The organism is Patulibacter minatonensis DSM 18081 (assembly GCF_000519325.1).
Classification (GTDB): Bacteria; Actinomycetota; Thermoleophilia; order Solirubrobacterales; family Solirubrobacteraceae; genus Patulibacter; species Patulibacter minatonensis.
Genome location: NZ_KI912613.1, coordinates 3092000 through 3110399, shown reverse-complemented (window position 1 = coordinate 3110399; position 18400 = coordinate 3092000). Strand labels below are relative to the sequence as shown.

The following is an 18400-nucleotide window of genomic DNA, read 5'->3' as shown; positions in this document are numbered from 1 at the left end:
GGCTCGGGGCACCCGTAGGGAGTACGGGCCCCACCCCGAGCGTCGCGGGGCGGGGCTCACAGGTCAGGCGTGGATCAGGCGACGGTCGAGACGTCGGCGCCCAGCGCCTCGGCCTCGGCGCGGATGGCCTTGTAGCCCTCGGTCTCGATCTGCTCGACGAGCTCGGGGCCGCCCTCCTTGACGATCCGGCCGTCGACGAGGATCGACACGCGGTCCGGCTTGATCAGGTGCAGGATCCGCTGGTAGTGCGTGATGATCAGCGCGCCGAGCTCGGACTCCGCCTTCACCGCGTTGACCGCCTGCGACACGATGTTCAGCGCGTCGACGTCGAGGCCGGAGTCGGTCTCGTCGAGGATCGCCACCTCGGGCCGCTGCAGGGCGAGCTGGAGCATCTCGAGGCGCTTCTTCTCGCCACCGGAGAACCCGTCGTTGAGGTAGCGCGAGCCGAACTCCTTCGGCACGTTGACGCGCTCCATCTCGCCCTGCACGAGCTGCCGGAAGTCCTTGAGCTTGATCTCGGACTCGCCGCGCTCCTCGCGGTGCGCGTTCAGGACCATCCGCAGGTACTTCACGATCGTCACGCCCGGGATCGCGACGGGGTACTGGAAGGCCATGAAGAGGCCCTTGCGCGCCCGGACGTCCGGGTCGAGCTCGGTGATGTCCTCGCCCTTCCAGAGGATCTGGCCCTCGGTGACCTCGAGCTGCGGGTTGCCCATGATCACGTTGGCCAGCGTGGACTTGCCCGAGCCGTTCGGGCCCATCAGGGCGTGGATCTCCCCGCGGTTCACGGTCAGGTTCAGACCCTTGAGGATCTGCTTCTCGCCGTCCGCGACTCGGGCGTGCAGGTTCTTGATCTCGAGGTCAGCCATCGGTCTTCCGGGTGTTGGGGTGGAGGGGTGGGTGTTCGTGGTGCGGCGCCGGGGCGACGCACCGTGCTCCGCCGACCCGTGAGGAGGCCGGCCGGAGGGACGTCAGACGGTGGCGGCCGGCGGACGGACGGAGAGCACCGGCGCAGGACCGGTGCGGTCGTGGTCGGCGTCACCGGGGGACTGGAACGACACGAGCTCCGCGAGCGTCGTCTGCTGGAGGGCGCGGAACACGCCGCCCTGCACGCGGGTCCAGAGGAGCTTGGTCGCGCACCCCGACCCGCTGTCGTCGAGGTGCGAGCAGAGCACGCGGTCCGGATCGCGCTCGCCCTCGCGGTCGTCGACGAAGCACGACATCGGGGCCACCGCGCCCTCGAGGGCGATGATGACCTCGTCCATCCGGATCTCGGACGCCGGCCGCGCCAGCCGGTAGCCGCCGTGCGCGCCGCGGGTGCTCGTGACGAGCTCCGCCTTGCGCAGCAGGGCCACGATCCGCTCGAGGTAGGCGAGCGGGAGGCGCTCCGTCTCGGCGACGGTCTTCAGGGAGACGGGCTCGTCGCCCGGCAGCTCGCCCAGCCGCACCATGAGCCGGACGCCGTACTCGGCCTTGGTCGTGAAGATCACGGCCTCAAACCCTACCAGCGCAGTAGGAAAGGGCGGCGTGGCCGACGCCGGGACCGTCGGATATGCTGCACCGGTCATGACCCTGCTCGCCAGCACCAGCGCGTCCACGTTCACGATCTGGTTGATCGTCCTGTGGGGCATCATCATCCCGGCCTTCGCCGTGATCCCCGTCATGTACGCGATCGCCCAGGTCGCCGGCGAGCGCAAGGAGAACCTCGAGTACGAGCGCGGCGCGCGCCCCGAGGACCCGGACAAGGTCGTCGTCGACGTCTGAGCGCCCGGCGGCCGGCAGGCCGCCGATCCCGAGCTTCGCGACGGGCCCCGACGGGGCCCGTCGTCGTTCCCGGGCCGGACTCAGGCCGACGGCACCGGCCCGCCGGACCGCAGGACCTCGCGGGCGGCGTCGAGGTCGCCGGCCCCGTTGAACGACGCGTAGCCGACGGCGCGGTCGCCGTCGAGCAGCCAGACGGCGAACGCGTCGTCGTCGAGGCTGCCCTCGATCCGGGTGCCGTCGAACGGCCTGCCGTGCGTGACCGACACCGACTCGAGCGAGAGCCAGTCGGAGAGATCGCTGAAGAAGTACGGGACCACCGCGTACGGCTCGTCCTCGCCCAGCCACTGGCGGGCGACGAACGCGCCCTGCTGCTCGGCGACGTCCTCGTGCTCGATCCGCACCCGGCCGCCGTGGAGCGACGACGCGTACTCGCAGACGTCGCCCGCGAGCCAGACGCCCTCGGCCGACGAGCGCAGGCGGTCGTCGGCGATCGCGCCGCCGGACTCCCCGAGCTCCAGCCCGGCCTTCTTCGCGAGCATCACGTCCGGCGTCGCGCCGACGCCCACGACCACGACGGACGCGTCGACGGTGCTGCCGTCGGCGAGGCGGACGGCGGTGACGCGGCTCTTGCCGTCCTCCGGGTCCTCGCCCGTGAACGCCTCGACCTCGACGCCGCCGCGGACCTCGACGCCGTGCTGCGTCAGGCGCGCCCGGACCCAGGCGCCGACCTCCGCGCCGAACGACCGCTCGAGCGGCTCGTCCTCCTGCATCAGGACGGTCACGGCGTAGCCCTCGGACGCGAGGCTCGCGGCGACCTCGGTCCCGATGTAGCTGCCGCCGACGAGCACGACCTTCGCGTCCTTCCCGACCTCGGCGAGGTCCTCGCGGATCGCGTCGGCGTTGCGGAGCGACCGCAGGTAGTGGATGCCGTGGTGCCCCGTGCCCTCCGCTTTCAGGCGCCGGACCATCGCGCCGGTCGCGACCAGCGCCCGGTCGTAGGACAGGAGCTCCTTCGTCTGGAGCTTCGCGACCTTCTCGTCGGTGTCGAGCGACAGGACGCTCGTGCGGAGCCGCAGGTCGACGTCGTGCTCCGTCCACCACGCCGCGGGGACGACCAGCGCGTCGTCGTGGGACGCCTCGCCGCGCAGGTGCTCCTTCGAGCCCGGGGGCCGGTGGTACGGGGCGTCGAGCTCGCGCGTGACGAGCACGATCCGGCCCTCGAAGCCGCCCTCGCGGAGCGTCTTGGCGGCCGCCGCGCCGGCGACCCCGCCTCCGATGATCAGGACGTCCGTGCTGTCGGTGCTCGTCATGGCACCGACGCTATCTCGTCAGCGCCGGGTCCGCCGGACGAGCGGTCGGCCGCCGCGGGCGGTGACGAAGGCGGCGGAGCGCTGGGGCACCCCGAGGTGCCACCCCTGCCCGATCGTGACCCCGAGGTCGCGGACGATCTCGAGCTGCGCCTGCCGCTCGATGCCCTCGGCGACGATCTCGAGCTCGAGCTGCTCGGCGATCGACACCAGCGCCTTGATCATCACGCGGTCGTCGCCGCCCTGGTCGCCGTCGAGCCGCTCCGTGAACGACCGATCGATCTTGACGACGGCGCCCGGGATCCGGCGGAGCTGGCGCAGCGACGACGCCCCGACGCCGAAGTCGTCGATCGCCACCCGGACCCCGAGCCCCTGGAGGTCCTCGAGCACCGAGATCGTCCGCGCGTCCACGAGGACGTCCTCCGTGACCTCCAGGCAGAGCCGCGTCGGCGGCAGGCCCTGGAGCGCGAGCTGCTCACGCACCGTCGCGACGAGCAGCGGATCGTGGATCTGGCGCGGGGAGAGGTTGACCGAGACGATGAGCCCCGGGATCGCGGCCGCCGCCGCGCACGACTCGGCGAGGATGTGCTCGCCGAGCGCGATGATCATCCCGCTCTCCTCCGCCACCGGCAGGAACCGTCCGGGGAGGATCATCCCGTGGTCGGGGTGGCGCCAGCGGATCAGGGCCTCCGCGCCCCACAGGCGGTCCTCGTCCAGCAGCGCCAGCGGCTGCAGGTGGACCTCGAACGAGCCTGCGCAGTCGGTCAGGGCGCGGCGCATCTCCTGCTCGATCTCCATCCGGTCGTGGCTGCGCGCCCGGAGGTCCTCCTCGAACAGCTCGACCCGGGCGCGGCCGCCGGACTTCGCCTCGAACATCGCGAGGTCCGCCTCGCGGACGATCGTCTCGCCGTCGATCAGGCGGGGGCTGATCGCGACGCCCGCCGATGCCGTCACGACGACCTCGCCGCCGTCCGCCAGGGCGATCGGGCGCTCGACGGCGTCGAGGGCGTCCTGCGCGATCCGCAGCGCCTCGTCCTCCGTCGCCATGCCCGGGAAGAGGAGCACGAACTCGTCGCCCGCGAACCGCGCGGCCATCCCGCCCGTCCCCGTCACCAGCTCCTCGAGCCGCCCGCCGATCGCGTGCAGCACCGCGTCGCCGACCGTGTGACCGAGCGTGTCGTTGATGCCCTTGAAGCGGTCGACGTCGATGAACAGCAGCGCGAGCGGCCGGCCGGCGTCCTCGTCGTGCGAGGCCCGCAGCCGGTCGAGCCGGTCGATCAGGCCACTGCGGTTCAGGAGCCCCGTGAGCTCGTCGTGCTCCGCCCGGTGGGCGAGCTGCTGCACCGAGCGCCGGAGCCGGCCGTTGAGCTGCTCGTTCTCGCGGACCGCCACGACGTGCCGGAAGCCGAGCACGATGATGATCGCCGCCGCGCCCACGACCATCGGCTCGTCGGCGTCGCCGCGGCGGGCCGCCACGATCAGCACGACCGCGACGGGGATGAGGAACGTGTACGGCATCGTGAGCCACCACGGCCAGCCCTCGGTCACGACCTCGCGCCCGCCGGCGGGAGCGCGGCGCGGCAGCACGACGGCGACCGCGAAGCACGCGAGCGCGGCGATCACGCCGAGCTCGCTGAGGACGCTCGACCCCTGCGGTCCCGGGAGGTAGTGCGCGATGCGGGCGACGTCGGCGAACAGCAGGACCGCGAGCCCGACGACCGCGACGGCGACGGTCCGCCGCAGGTCGGCGGACGCCCGCGACAGCACGAGGAGCCCCAGGGCGAACGCCACGGCGTCGAGGACGATGTAGGCCATCGCGCCCGTCGCGGTCAGGTCGGAGCCGAGCGCGACGTCGCGGAGCGGCCGGACGGCGACGTACCAGCCCAGCACGATCGTCGAGCACGCGATCGCCGCGCCGTCCATCACGATCCGCAGCGCCTGCGCGCGGTTCTGCACGGGGCGGCCGAGCGTCAGCAGCACGCCGGCCACGAGCGGGGCCAGGGTCATCTGGAGCACGTCGGTGGGGAACGGGCCGTAGAGCCGGCCGCCCGTCCCTGGATCGACGACGAACGCCGCGAGCACCGCGAGCATGCCGACGCCGACGACGGCGACGGCGAGCCGGGCGGCACGCCCGGCGGTCGTCGCAGGGCCTGTCCGGCGACCGAGGACCCCGACGAGCGCCGCTGCGAGGAGGAGCGCCTCGGCGAGCCGCAGGACGGGGCTCTCCACGAGGCCGGTGCCACCGTCGTGGCCGAGCGCCGCGGCGACCACCGCGACCACCACGAGGACGGCGACGCCGACGACCGCGATCCTCCACCGGTCGGCGTGGCTCCGGGCCGCCGCCGGAGGCGGTGGATCGCGTCGGTGGTCCGGGGCGATCACGTCCCCGTGATGCTACGCCGCGTCCGGCCCCACGGGGCAACCGTGCGTGCAGGGCCGCACGCGGTTTCCCCCGCACGGGCCGGGTGCGGCGCCGGTCGCCCGCGCGGCCCCGGGGGTCGGTCAGGTGGCGGGCATGTCCACGCCGGTGGGCGACTCGGCGACGGGCATCTCGATGCCCTCCTTGTCGAACGCCGCGATCAGCGCCTCGCGCACGGTGCGGGTCACGCGCCACTGCTGCGACGGGGTCGTCTTGATCACCAGGCGGATCGTGATCCCGTTCGGGCTCATCGACTGCACGCCCCAGACCGCCGGCGGCTCAAGGATCGCCGGGTCGTTCTCGCGGACCGACTCGGCGGCCCGCGCGATGACCTCCTTGGCGCGCTGGATGTCGACCCCGTGGGCGACCGGGACGTCGAGCACGGCGCGCGACCAGTGCTGGCTGGTGTTGCCGACCGCGCGCATCTCGCCGTTGGGGACGTGCCACACGGTGCCGTTGATGGCCCGCAGCCGCGTGTTGCGGAGGCTGAGCGCCTCCACGACGCCGACGACGGGCTCGCCCGACGCGGACTTCGGGCGGAACGTCACCTCGTCACCGACCCCGTACTGGTCCTCGACGAGGATGAAGATCCCGGACAGGAAGTCGCCGACCAGCGTCTGCGCGCCGAAGCCGAGCGCCACGCCGACGACGCCCGCACCGGCGAGCAGCGGCCCGAGGTCGATCCCGACCTTGCCGAGCGCCATGAAGATGGCGGTGGCGTAGATCAGGCCGCTGACGATGCTCTTGAGGATCCCGAGCACGGCCTCGCGGCGCTGCTCGCCCCGGACCCCGATCTCCTGGGTCTCCTGCAGGACGCTCGGCGTCAGCTTCTTCACCTTCGAGAAGCCACGGGTCAGGCGGCCGCCCGTGCCGGCGCGGCCCACCTTGACGAGCATCCGGCGCGCGACGCGGTTGACGATCCAGGCCACGACGAAGATGACGAGGATGTCGAGGAAGCTCGTCGTCAGCCAGTGGACGACGTCGGCGGCCAGCTTGTTCCACGGCTGGCCCGTCGAGCCGTCGTAGATGTGCCTGCAGAGGTCGCCCTGCCAGCTGCCGGCCTCGCCGCAGGCCTTCTCGGCGCGGTCCAGCTTGCGGTCGGCGGCGGCCTGGACGGCGGCGGCCGACTTCGTGGACGACTGCGCCAGGATCGGTGCGGTTGTCGAGAGGAGACTCACGCGGTCGACCGTAACGAAGCGCGCCGGGGATGCGCCGAGGTCCTCCGCGTCGTCCCTGCACCTCGCGGGATTCCCGGCGCATCGCCGTGTCCCCCCTCACGCAGTCGAGGGGCCCGCCATGTAGTCTCTTGTCCAGTGCGCTCGTGCGCCGACGCCGACGGAGTCCGCTCCTCCGCGTCGCTCCCGAACCCACCTGTTCCCGCGTTCTCTCCACGCGCGACGCCCCGCTCCCCCTTCGTGGACGGGCACGGTCGCGGCCGGTAGCTGAGCGCTCCCACCGGCCGGCATCGCAGCTCGCCACGTCCTCTCAGAGGAGCATCATGTCCCAGACCTTCGCCGACCTCGGCGTGTCCAACGCCGTCGCCACCGCACTCGCGGACCGCGGCATGGAGTCCCCCTTCGCCATCCAGGAGCTCGTGCTCCCGGACGCCCTCTCCGGCCGCGACGTGCTCGTGGCCTCCCCCACCGGCTCCGGCAAGACGATCGCCTTCGGCGTCGCACTCGTCGAGGGCATCGAGGCCGAGGATCCCCGCCCGAGCGCGCTGGTCCTCGTCCCGACGCGCGAGCTCGCGACGCAGATCGTCGACGAGATCCGCGAGATCGCGCACTCCCGCGCGCTCGCCATCACCGCCGTGTTCGGCGGCGCCGGCATCGAGAAGCAGGCCCGCCTGGCCACGCGCTCGCACATCCTCGTGGCGACCCCGGGCCGCCTGGAGGACCTCCTCCAGCGCCGCGCGGTCTCGCTGGCCGACGTGAAGATGCTCGTCCTCGACGAGGCCGACCGCATGCTCGACATGGGCTTCCAGCCCGCCGTCAAGCGCATCGTCTCCCAGTGCCGCACGGAGCGCCAGACGCTCTTCCTCTCCGCGACGCTCGACGGCCGCGTCGGCGAGATCGCCCGCGCGTACACGAAGCAGCCGCTGCTCATCGAGTACGAGCACGAGAAGAAGGACCAGGGCAAGATCGAGCACCGCTTCCGCCAGGTCACGCGCGACGACAAGGTCGACCACCTCGTCGACCAGCTCAAGGACCGCGACCGCGGCCTCGCCGTCGTCTTCGTGAAGACGAAGTTCGGCGCCGACAAGCTCGTCCGCAAGCTCGCCCAGGCCAAGGTGCCCTCGGTCGCGCTGCACGGCAACCGCTCGCAGGCGCAGCGGCGCAAGGCCCTGGCCGCCTTCGAGGAGGGCGAGGTCACGACCCTCGTCGCCACGGACGTCGCGGCGCGCGGCCTCGACGTCGAGGACGTCACGCACGTCATCCAGTACGACATCCCGGTCGACATGGAGACCTACACGCACCGCGTCGGCCGCACCGGCCGCGCGGGCAAGACCGGCATCGGCGTCACGTTCGTCGAGCCGGAGGAGCGGCTCGACATGGGCGTCATGGCCCGTGACCTGAACCTCGGCCCGCAGCTCGAGGCCGCCGGCATGCGCGTCGGCGCCCCCGGCGAGAAGGGCCCGGGCGTCCAGCGCAAGCAGGGCTCCCGTCAGCCGCGCGAGCCGCGCGGCGAGGGCCGCGGCGGCCAGGGCGGCCGCAACGGGCGTCACGGCCAGAGCCGTTCGGACCACCAGGGCGGCGGCTTCGGCGGCCGCTCCCGCGGTGGCGAGGGCTCCGGCGGCGGTCGCGGCGGCTCCGGTGGCCGCGGCGGCCGGTCCGGCGGGCGCCAGGGCCAGGGCGGCCGCGGCGGCCGCTGAGCCCGGTCGGAGCCCGGTCCGCCGCGCGTCGGCGGACCGCCACCCGCGGGCGGCCACGCCGCCCGTCACATGCTCCGCGCCACGGGCGCGACGGTCGCCCGTCGCGCCCGTCGTGCGTCCGGCCGTTAGGACTGCGCGACCGCCGGCGCCGCACCGTCCTGCGCCGGGGCGGCGCGCGGGTGGGCGGCACCGATCCCCGCTGCGGCGACCGCGCCCACGACGCAGGCGAGCGCCATGAAGATCCACCCGGCCCGGAACGCGTCGAGCGGGTCGGGGCCCGCGTGCGCGCCGTAGACGGCCACGAGTCCCGCGACGCCGAGCACCGACCCGAGCTGCCGCGACGCGGTGAGCACGGCCGAGCCGCTCGCCAACCGCGACGGCCGAAGCGTCGACGCGACCGCCGTGGACACGCTCGGGAGCAGCAGGCCGACGCCGATGCCGGTCAGCACCATGCCGGGCAGGATCGCGCCGACGTAGTCCGGGCGGAGCTCCGCGCGCCAGAGGAACCAGAGCACGCCGACGCCGAAGACGAGGTTCCCGAGCACGGCAGTCGGCCCCTGACCGATCCGGGCCGAGAGGCGGCCCGACGTCACCGCGACCACGGCCGCCAGCATCGGCCCCGGTGCGAGCGAGAGCCCGGCGACGAGCACCGACTCGTCCCACGGCCCCGTCAGGAAGAGGACGTTCCCGAGCAGCATCGCGGCGAACGCGACCGAGAACAGGAACGCCGAGAGCGACGCCAGCGAGAACGCCCGGGCGCCGAAGAGCTCGAGGTCCAGGATCGGCGCGTGCGCGCGGTCGAGGCTCCTGGACCGGAGCACGACGCCGACGAGCAGGGCGGCACCGGCCGCCAGCAGGAGGACGGTCCTCGTGCTGCCCCAGCCGACGTCGGGCGCGTCGACGAGCGCCCACGACAGCGCGCTGACGCCGGCGATCAGGAGGGCCGCGCCGAGGGCGTCGGGGAGCCGGAGGTCGGACTCGTCGCGCGACTCGCGCAGGACGCGGCGACCGGCGACGATCGCCGCCACCCCCACCGGCAGGTTGACGAGGAAGACCCAGCGCCACGACAGCGTCACCAGCACGCCACCGAGCGGCGGCCCGAGGGCGGCCGCGACACCACCGACGCCGGCCCACGCGCCGATCGCCTTCGCGCGCCGCTCCGCCGGGAACGCGTCGAGGAGGAGCGCGAGGGAGCTCGGCATCAGGAGCGCCGCGCCGGCCGCCTGCAGGACGCGGAATCCCACGAGGGACGGCACCGACCACGCCAGGCCGCAGGCCGCCGACGCCCCCACGAAGACCCCGAGACCGAGCAGGAACGCCCGGCGCCGCCCGAACCGGTCCGCGAGTCGTCCGGCGGGGACGAGCAGCGCCGCGAACACGATCGCGTAGCCGTTCAGCACCCAGGAGAGGCCCGAGACCGAGCTGCCCGAGAACGCGTCCTCGATGTCCGGGAAGGCGATGTTCACGATGAACAGGTCGAGGCTCGCGAGGAAGACCGCCGACGCGACGATCAGGAGGACGCGCCCGGGCGCCGGCGGGGACGCGGGTTGCATAAGTTGTTTCATGCGATGCACTGTACCCGGTGTAGTGGGTGGGAGTCCGCAGGTCGCATCACTGGACCGTGTTACGGTGGACATGTGCTGCATCGGGACTACGACACCCAGGTCTGCTCCGTCGCACGGTCGCTGGAGGTGGTCGGCGAGCGCTGGACGCTGCTGCTGGTCCGCAGCGTGATGCTCGGCGTGCGGCGGTTCGACGACCTGCAGTCGCACACCGGCGTCACGCGCAGCGTGCTCACCGCGCGCCTGCGTCGCCTCGTGGACGAGGGCGTCCTGGAGCGCCGGCCGTACCAGGACCGCCCGCCGCGGTTCGAGTACGTGCTGACCGAGAAGGGCCTCGGGCTGTGGACGGTCATCGAGCACCTCCGCCAGTGGGGCGACGAGCACTACCCCGAGCCGGAGGGGCCGCCCCGCGTGATCGTCCACAAGCGCTGCGGCGGGCATCCCGACGTCCACCTCATGTGCGACAGGTGCGGCGAGCCGCTCTCGGCCTGGAGCGTGAAGGCGATCCCGGGACCGGCGCTCATCGCCCGGGGCCTCGAGACGCCGCCAGAGGAGCCGGTGGAGACCCGGAACCTCGCGCCCGACCCCGCCTGAGCCCGGCGCGGGGACGCGACCGCCCCGGGCGGCCGCGGGCTCAGTCCACCCCGTGGGCGCCCGCGGCGGGCTCAGTCCACCCCGTGGGCGCCCGCGGCCTGGTGCCGCAGGCGGTCCCGGAGCTCCGCGAAGCGGATCGTCTCGTAGACGATCAGCGCGACGAGGACGGCGAGCACGTACGCCAGGGTGGCGGTCGCCGGGACGTGGGTGGCCACGGGGAGGAACGCCACGACGACGACCGCGGCGATCAGCCGGTGGACGCTGAAGCGCCCCAGGTTGCGCCAGCGGAACGCCACGTGGGCGAGCGTGTAGAGCGCGACCCCGCCGAGCAGCGCGGCCGCGGGCTCGACGTACAGGTGGTCCCCGACGTGGCCCAGCGACTTCTTCAGGCCCAGCGCGAGCAGCACGATGCCCGCGACCATCGGCAGGTGGAGGTACGAGAACGAGTCGCGGGCGATCCCGTTCTGCTCCCGCCCGACCTCGGCCTGCTCCAGCCGCCGCTCCGCGACGAGCGCGACGACGTCGAAGTACATCCACCACAGGGCCGCGGCGATCGCGACGCCGAGAACCGCCGCGAACACGACCCCGGCGTCGACGTGCTCCTCCGCCCCGATGCCGATCGCGACGATCGACTCCCCGAGGGCGATGATCACGATCAGGGCGTGGCGCTCGGCGAAGTGGCCGGGGACGAGCTTCCACCCGGCGATCCCGAAGAAGAACGGCCCGCCCATGTCGAGCACGATCGCCAGGGCGAACAGCGCGCCCTGCAGGAACCCGTCCGCGGCCGACGCCGCCGCGATCAGGCCGACGCCCACGGCCGTGCTCGCCGCCAGGCCGATCACCGAGGAGCGCAGGTCGGGATCGTCGCGGCTGGCGAGCACGAACAGCACGATCTGCAGCGCGCGGACCACGAGGATCGACCCCGCGAACAGCAGGCCGAGGTCCTCGAACGTCTTCGGGATGCACAGCGCGGCGATCAGGAACGCCGCCATCGCGGCGAACATCACGATCCGGACCGCCCCCTCCTCCGGGTCGATCACGCTCGTCAGCCACGAGTAGCCGACCCACGCCCACCACAGCACCGCCAGGACGAGGAGCCCCCGCGCGATGCCCTCCCACGACGGGTCGTGGGCCATCAGCGCGGTGCACTGCGTCAGCGCGAGGACGAAGACGAGGTCGAAGAAGAGCTCGAGCGGCGTGACCCGGGCGCTGTCCCCCCGGGCGACGGTCCGGAGGCGGGGCGCGTGTGCTGGTCGGTCGGACACGCGCGGGATCTTCGCACGCGTCCAGCGTCAGGCCACCGGGGCCGGCGACGCGAGCCGCTTGCGGACCGCCGCCGTCAACGGCACGTACGCGTCGGTCGTGCGGTCCAGCGCCCAGGCGCGGGCCGGCCGCCGGACCTTCGGCACGCCCGCGGCCCGGAGGTCCCCCGTCATCGGCCGGTACCACGTCGTGACCGGGATCTCGTCGACGACGTGCACGACGTCGGGACGGCACCCGGCCTCGAGCGTCGAGAGCGCCGCCGTCAGGTCGGACGGGCGAAGCTCGTGGCCGTCCCGGACCGTCACGACGGTGATCGCGAGGACGGTGCCGCCGGGGCCGTCCACGCCGTAGACGACGGACAGGTCGACGGCCGGCACGCCGCCGAGCGCGTCGTGGATCGGGAACGCGTAGACGATGCCGCCGGCCGTGTGGATCGCGGCCTGGGCGTGGTCGACGAGCCAGAGGTCGCCGCGCTCGTCGGCGCGGAAGAGGTCCCCGGTCACGTGCCAGGCGTCCCCCCGCGCGAAGACGCCGCGCAGCGGGGCGCCCGGGGCGACCTCGACGGCGCTGCGGACGCGGGCCAGGAGCATGCCGACCTCGCCGTCCTCCGCGGGCAGGACGAAGCCGTCCGCGCCCTCGAGCAGGGTACCGGCCTCGGCGTCCCACCGGGCGAGCCGGATCTCGGCGCTGCCCGGCAGCCTGCGGCCCTTGGATCCCGGCCGCGACGACACGTTCGCGAGCACGGCGTCGCCCTCGGTCGAGGCGTAGAACTCGAGGACGCGCGCCCGCGCGCCCGACCCGCCGCCCGACCCGAAGCGGTCGAGGACCCGCAGCCACAGGCCGCGCGGCATGCCGGAGCCGATGAACAGCCGGACGGGGTTGTGGGCCTCGGCGGGGTGCGACGGTGCTTCGACAAGGTCGTGGAGCAGCGTCCACGTGTACGAGACCACCGTCACGCCGTAGCGCCGGACCTCGTCCCAGAACGTCGTGGTGTCGAAGTCGCGGGCCAGCGCGATCCGGGCGCCGGAGGCGACCGCGCCGCCGACGGACGTGAGGAGCCCCGACGGGTGGTGGAGCGGCGTGACCGCGTAGACCGTGTCGGTCGGCGAGAGCGACGCGGCGGTCGCCGTGCCGAACGCGGAGAGCGCCCAGCGGTGGTTCGTGATCCGCTTGGCGCGGGTGCTGCGCCCCTCGCCGGAGAAGACGACGAAGGCGACGTCGACGGCGCGCCCCGCGTTCGGCCGGTACCACGCGGGCACCTGGACGGCGTCGGGGTCGATGCGCTCCATGTCGGTGACGCCCGGCCCGAGGTCGCGCGGGTCGGCACCACCGCCGAGGACGAAGACGTCGACGCCGAGCGCCTCGGCCGCGCCGGCCGCGAGCTCCGGGTCGGCGATGACGGCCTCGACCTGCCCGAGCTCGGCCTCGCGGGCGAGGTCGCCGTCGGGGCGCATCAGGACCGCGACCGCGCCGAGGCGGCTGAGCGCCGCGACGGCCGCGAGCCCGGACGGCCGGGTCTCCATCACGAGCCCGATGTGCTGGCCCTGGCGCACCCCGAGGCTGATCAGGCCGCGGACGATCGAGTCGATGCGGTGCTTCGCCGCGGCGTGCGTGATCGCGCGGTCCTCGAAGAGGAAGAGCACGCCGTCGGGCGCCCGGCGCGCCTGCTCGTCCAGCAGCAGTCCGAGCGACATGCGCGTGCTCGGCTGGATCTGCTCCAGCCGGAAGATCCGCGGGAGCTGCGCGGCGGCCTCGTTGGCGAGCCCCAGCATGTTGCGGCCGGAGCGGCGGGCGCTGCGCACGACGGAGCGGGCGACGCCGGCCCCGGTCGTGGCGGCGAGCTCGACGCTGGCCCCGATCGTCGGGCCGGACGGCAGCTCGCGCGGGGCGTCGTCGACGATCCGCGCCATGTTCTCGGGCGGCGGGGCGACGGCGTCGTCCCCGGCCTCGACCCAGCGGGTCCAGCGGCCGACGGTCGGCCACGTCGTCTCCCCCGCCGAGGACCCGACGACCATCCCGAAGTGCCCGGTCGGGACCGAGACCTCCCAGGAGGTCGTCCGCGGCGTCGCGCGCTGGATCGCCCGCACGGACTCGGGGCGGGCGATCGTGTCGAAGTCACCGGTGAACGCGAGGATCGGGCACGTGAGGTCGGCCAGCGTGACGAGGCGGTCCTCGATCACGAACCCGCCGGAGATCATCCGGTTGTGCGCGACGAACTGCCGCAGCACCTCGGCGATCGCGGGCCCGGACCACGCGACGAAGCCCTCGCCCTGCAGGAAGCGCCGCTGGCCCTCGCGCGGGAGCAGCCCCTCCCGGTCGCCGAGCCGCCGCAGGAAGTCGACGCGCTGACGCATCGTCTTGATCGGATCGAGCGCGCGGAAGGCCGCCGCGCTCGCCCAGCCGGGCAGCGCACGCTCGGCGAACACGTGGTCGGCGAGCACGTTGGCGGCGCTCGACGCGAAGCGCTCCGGGATCCCGAGCGGGAGCGTCGTGAAGTCCACGGGACTGCCGAACGTGACGAGGCTGGCGATCCCCTCGCTGCGCCGGAACGCCGCCGCCTGATAGCAGAACATGCCGCCCTGGCTGTAGCCCGTCAGGTGGACGTCGCGGCCGGTGATCGCGCGGATCCGGTCGATGGCGTCGGAGACCGCGAGCACGTGGTCGGTCAGGGTGCGCTCGAGGCCGCCCTCCTCGTGCTCCGGGGCGCCGAAGTCGACGACCCACGGCGCCATGCCCTGGCGCTCGAGCTCGGTGACCGCGCTCGACGTGGGCGAGACGTCGTAGATCTCCGTCGCCAGCATCATCGGCGGGACCAGCAGGACGACGGGACGATCGGCGTCCGCTGCCAGGGTCTCGGCGAAGTACCGGCGCAGGCGGTAGACGCGTTGCTCGGTCACGACCTCGAACGGCGCGGGCTCGTCGCCGGTCTCCAGTCCGCCGAGGAGCAGCACCTCCATCGCGTTCTGGGCGACCGACGTGATGTGGTTCGTCCGGCGCGCGACGGCCCTCGGGAGGAGCCTCATGCGTCCGCCCGGGTGCTCGTGCGGGCCGGCCTAGGCAGCGCCCCGGGAGTCGTGGGTGGCGTGGCTTCTGGCTGCATGCTCGTCCTCATCCGCGGCGCGATCCTCCGCCGGTGCCGGGTCGCGTCGATCGTACCCGCGCGGCCCTACCGGCGGTAGGAGCGTACGCCGTCGGCCCCGGCGGGGCGTGGCGGCCCGTCGGGCGACGGAGCGCGCGGCGGGATCGGCGCTTCAGCGCGTCGCCGTCCGTGGCCGCCGGTCGGCCGCGGGCGGGTCGCCCTCCCGGTGGATCTCGGCGTCGGTCGGGGCGTCGCCGCCACGTTCGGTCGCGTCCACCGCGTCGCGGATCCACCCGGCGACGACGTCCGGGCGCAGCACCGGGATCCAGTGCGTCGCGGCGGCGCGGCGGACCCACAGCTCCGGCATCCGGCCCGGCAGGTCGTCGTACGTCGCCGGGTCGATGAAGGCGTCGCGGAGCGTGATGCCGACCTGGACGAGCGGGACCTCGACCCGGTCGTACCGGGGCCGCAGGAGCCGGTCGAGCATGTTGCGACGGTAGAGCCCGATGCCCTGGACGCCATCGGTCGTGATCGTGGGCGCCGGATGGCCCGCCGGCGGGGGCGTGCCCTCCGTCCGCTGGAACGTCCGCGCCCAGCGGCGACCGAGGCCGGCGCGCCAGGCCAGCGGCGCGGCGAGCGGTAGGTGGAACGCGAGGATGTACCAGGACTTCACGAGCTGCCGGAGCCCGTCGACGGGACCGCCCTTCCGGGCCTTGTGCGCCGTGAGGTCGAGGCTCGGGCCCGCGATCGCCGTGAAGGACCGGAGTCGCGCGGCGGTCGCCGGCCGTGCGGCGGACTCCCAGCTCTGGATCGAGCCCCAGTCGTGCCCGACGAGGTGCACGCCCCGGTCGTCCGTCGTGGTCGACTCGACGACCGCGAGCAGGTCGTCGGAGAGGCGGGTCATCGCGTAGCCGGAGAGCCCGCCGGGCGCCGTGCTCTCCCCCGCGCCGCGGACGTCGTAGGTGACGACGTGGTGGTCGTCCGCGAGCAGGTCGACGACGGCGGTCCACAGCTCCTGGGTGTCCGGGTAGCCGTGGACGAGGACGACGGTCGGGTCCGCGGGGTCGCCGTGCTCGCGGACGGCGAGGCCGACGCCGTCGGAGGTGCGGACGACGGACCGGCGGATCTCGCGGGACTCAGGCACCGTGGCGCTCCAGGAGCATCGCGACGTACGGGCGGACGAGCTCGGCGACCCCGGACGCGGTGGCGTCCCGCTCGTCGTCCGGCACCGGCAGGACGACGTAGCTGAGACCGAGCCGCATCACGGTGCCGGCCAGGAACGCGGCCTCCGGTCCGGGGAGGACGGGCCAGGTCTCGCGCATGATCGACGCGAGCCGGGCGCCACCGAACTCGAGCAGCGGACGCCCCTCGGAGGTCACGAGCGGGAGCAGGTCGTCCCGGCCGTCCTCCCGGATCACGGCGGCGACGAGCGCGTCCTCGGCCGCCGCCTGGAGGAACACGCCGAGCGCGGCCGTGAGCGCCGCGGCGGGGTCGTCCGCGCGGCTCCGGATCGCACCCTCGATCGCCGCCAGGAACTCCTCGAGCTCGTGCATGACGAGCGCCTCGGTGAGCTGCGGGCGGGATCCGAACTCGTTGTAGACCGTCTGCCGGGAGACGCCGGCCCGCGACGCGATCGCGGCCATCGTGACCGACCGCCAGGGCCGGTCCGCGGCGAGGTCGCGCGCGGCCTCGAGCAGCGTCCGGCGCAGTAGCGACCGCGACGCGTCCGCGAAGGTCGGCTCGTCGGTCGTGCGGGCGTCGGTGGAGGTGGTCCGGGGGTCGGGGTGCAGCACGGAGCGCACGACGCTAGTCGTCCTGCGTCCGCGATGCCCCGCCGGCGGCCACGGCGGTGCGGCCGTCGGTGACGGGGACGAAGTCGGCCTTGTCGCGCACGCCGCACTCCGGGCAGTTCCAGTCGTCCGGGACGCCGCTCCACGCGGTGCCCGCCGGGACGCCGTTGCGGGGGTCGCCGGCGGCGACCTCGTACACGTAGTCGCAGATCGGGCACGAGTAGGCGTCGGCGACGACCTCGGCCTGGGCGGCGGCCGCCGCGGCCTCGGCCTCGGCCTGCAGTCGGGCGCGCTCGTCGGCGGCCTCGCGGACGGCGAAGACGCGGGCGCCCTCCTCGGCCGGCTTCGTGCCGGGGCCGTACTTCGCGAGGACGTGCCCCCGGCGGCGCGGGTGGATGTTCGCGCGGGTGACGTCGCCGCCGTAGTGCGCGAGGACGCGGTGGTCCATGACGCGGCGCCAGATCGGCGGGAAGAGCGCCAGCAGGATCATCGTCGCGTAGCCGGAGGGCAGCTGCGGGGCCTCCTCGAAGTGGCGCAATGCCTGGTAGCGGCGGGTCGGGTGCGCGTGGTGGTCGCTGTGGCGCTGGAGGTGGAAGAGGAAGACGTTCGAGGCGACGTTGTTGCTGTTCCACGAGTGCTCGGGACGCGTGCGCTCGTACCGGCCGTCCTCCTTCTGCTGTCGGACGAGCCCGTAGTGCTCGAGGTAGTTGACGATCTCGAGCAGCGAGAACCCGATGACGCCCTGCAGCAGCAGGTACGGCACGACGTCGACGCCGAACGCGGCGACGAGCACGACGAAGCCGACGACGGTCATCGCCCAGGCGTTGAGCAGGTCGTTCCGGAACGTCCACGGACTCGTGCCGAGCCGGCGGAACCGCTCGCGCTCGAGGTGCCAGGACGACGTCGCGCTGCCGTAGACGGTGCGCGGGAGGAAGACCCAGAAGCTCTGACCGAGGCGCGAGCTGGCGGGGTCCTCCGGCGTGGCGACGCGGACGTGGTGGCCGCGGTTGTGCTCGACGAAGAAGTGGCCGTAGCCGGTCTGCGCCAGGGCGATCTTCGACAGCCACTTCTCGGCGGCGTCGCGCTTGTGCCCGAGCTCGTGGGCGGCATTGATCGCGAAGCCCGAGACGCAGCCGACGGTCGCGGCCAGGCCGATCGACTCGACGACGGAGAGGTCGCCCGACGCCCACATGACGCACGCGAACACGAGCGAGGCGTACTGGAGCGGCACGTAGAGGTACGTGCACCAGCGGTAGTAGCGGTCCTGCTCCAGCCAGGCCAGGACGCGGTCCGGCGGGTTCTCGGCGTCGGTGCCGATCAGGGTGTCGAGGACCGGCATCAGCGCGAACACGAGGAGCGGCCCGAGCCACCAGAGGACGCCGAGACCGGTGGCCTCGACGAGCCCGTAGGCGATGAACGGCGAGATCGGGACGATCAGCCCGAGCAGCCACGCGTAGCGCTTGCCGTCGGTCCAGGACGCGGGCGTGACCTCGGGAGCGTCGCCGCCCCCATGGCTGTGCCCGTGGTCGTGGTGGTCGTCGGCCCCGTCGCCTGCGGCGCCGTGGGGTCCGGGGATCGCTGCGGTACCCATCGTGCTCCTCCTTTGTACAACGACGCACTGGATGTCAAGTGCTTGGACAGAACATAGCGCATGTGTCCATCGCGTGGGCAGGATCGTGCCCGATGTCCAGAACCGGACGCACGGCACACGCGCCGCAGGACCGGGCGGACCGTGGCCGAGGACCGGCGG

Annotated in this window: 14 protein-coding genes; 3 read left to right on the top strand and 11 right to left on the bottom strand. The window is 73.7% G+C overall.

The genetic code is table 11. The features are described 5' to 3' along the window. Window positions 1–74: 74 nt before the first annotated feature. Window positions 75–869, bottom strand: a complete 795-nt coding sequence (gene sufC / locus PATMI_RS0114360; protein ID WP_026911385.1) for a Fe-S cluster assembly ATPase SufC — start codon at window positions 867–869, stop codon at window positions 75–77. Between the two features lie 102 nt (window positions 870–971). Beyond that, entirely contained in the window at window positions 972–1490 is a 519-nt protein-coding gene (locus tag PATMI_RS0114355) for an RrF2 family transcriptional regulator (RefSeq protein ID WP_026911384.1), read from the bottom strand. 76 nt (window positions 1491–1566) lie between these two features. Between PATMI_RS0114355 and PATMI_RS0114350 the strand changes: the two genes are divergently transcribed. Then, on the top strand, window positions 1567–1764 hold the full coding sequence (locus tag PATMI_RS0114350; protein ID WP_026911383.1) for a hypothetical protein: 198 nt from the start codon (window positions 1567–1569) through the stop codon (window positions 1762–1764). An 80-nt stretch (window positions 1765–1844) separates the two neighbouring features. On the opposite strand, the gene PATMI_RS30245 is transcribed toward PATMI_RS0114350, so the two are convergent. The 3 genes from PATMI_RS30245 to PATMI_RS30235 all read right to left on the bottom strand — a co-directional run bounded on the left by PATMI_RS30245 (window position 1845) and on the right by PATMI_RS30235 (window position 6668). Next, window positions 1845–3074 carry an NAD(P)/FAD-dependent oxidoreductase gene (locus PATMI_RS30245; protein WP_051471668.1) on the bottom strand — a complete coding sequence of 410 codons (1230 nt, stop codon included), beginning with the start codon at window positions 3072–3074 and terminating at the stop codon, window positions 1845–1847. A gap of 18 nt (window positions 3075–3092) precedes the next feature. Then, window positions 3093–5453 (bottom strand): putative bifunctional diguanylate cyclase/phosphodiesterase, encoded by a 2361-nt coding sequence (locus tag PATMI_RS30240; RefSeq protein WP_036725880.1) that lies wholly within the window; start codon window positions 5451–5453, stop codon window positions 3093–3095. A 120-nt stretch (window positions 5454–5573) separates the two neighbouring features. Next, on the bottom strand, window positions 5574–6668 hold the full coding sequence (locus PATMI_RS30235; protein ID WP_051471665.1) for a mechanosensitive ion channel family protein: 1095 nt from the start codon (window positions 6666–6668) through the stop codon (window positions 5574–5576). A 320-nt stretch (window positions 6669–6988) separates the two neighbouring features. Here PATMI_RS30235 and PATMI_RS30230 point away from each other — a divergent pair, with 320 nt between their 5' ends. Continuing rightward, entirely contained in the window at window positions 6989–8362 is a 1374-nt protein-coding gene (locus tag PATMI_RS30230) for a DEAD/DEAH box helicase (protein WP_051471663.1), read from the top strand. Window positions 8363–8487: 125 nt separating this feature from the next. Here the strand turns inward: PATMI_RS30230 and PATMI_RS30225 are convergent, their stop codons facing one another. Beyond that, a complete protein-coding gene (locus PATMI_RS30225) occupies window positions 8488–9927 on the bottom strand; it encodes an MFS transporter (RefSeq protein WP_036725877.1) in 1440 nt (479 codons plus the stop codon). A gap of 72 nt (window positions 9928–9999) precedes the next feature. On the opposite strand from PATMI_RS30225, the gene PATMI_RS30220 reads away from it, so the two are divergent. Beyond that, window positions 10000–10518 carry a winged helix-turn-helix transcriptional regulator gene (locus PATMI_RS30220; RefSeq protein ID WP_051471659.1) on the top strand — a complete coding sequence of 173 codons (519 nt, stop codon included), beginning with the start codon at window positions 10000–10002 and terminating at the stop codon, window positions 10516–10518. A gap of 71 nt (window positions 10519–10589) precedes the next feature. On the opposite strand, the gene PATMI_RS0114315 is transcribed toward PATMI_RS30220, so the two are convergent. From PATMI_RS0114315 to PATMI_RS38715, 5 genes are all read right to left on the bottom strand, one after another. After that, a complete protein-coding gene (locus PATMI_RS0114315; protein WP_026911382.1) occupies window positions 10590–11783 on the bottom strand; it encodes a low temperature requirement protein A in 1194 nt (397 codons plus the stop codon). A 27-nt stretch (window positions 11784–11810) separates the two neighbouring features. Beyond that, window positions 11811–14804 carry an alpha/beta fold hydrolase gene (locus PATMI_RS30215; RefSeq protein WP_051471658.1) on the bottom strand — a complete coding sequence of 998 codons (2994 nt, stop codon included), beginning with the start codon at window positions 14802–14804 and terminating at the stop codon, window positions 11811–11813. Between the two features lie 228 nt (window positions 14805–15032). Then, a complete protein-coding gene (locus PATMI_RS30210; RefSeq protein WP_051471656.1) occupies window positions 15033–16004 on the bottom strand; it encodes an alpha/beta fold hydrolase in 972 nt (323 codons plus the stop codon). Next, window positions 15997–16653 (bottom strand): TetR/AcrR family transcriptional regulator, encoded by a 657-nt coding sequence (locus PATMI_RS30205; protein WP_211241740.1) that lies wholly within the window; start codon window positions 16651–16653, stop codon window positions 15997–15999. Before PATMI_RS30205 ends, PATMI_RS30210 begins: the two co-directional genes overlap by 8 nt. Window positions 16654–16666: 13 nt before the next feature. Continuing rightward, window positions 16667–18241: a fatty acid desaturase gene (locus PATMI_RS38715; RefSeq protein ID WP_051471652.1), complete on the bottom strand. Its 1575-nt coding sequence runs from the start codon at window positions 18239–18241 to the stop codon at window positions 16667–16669. Window positions 18242–18400: the final 159 nt, after the last annotated feature.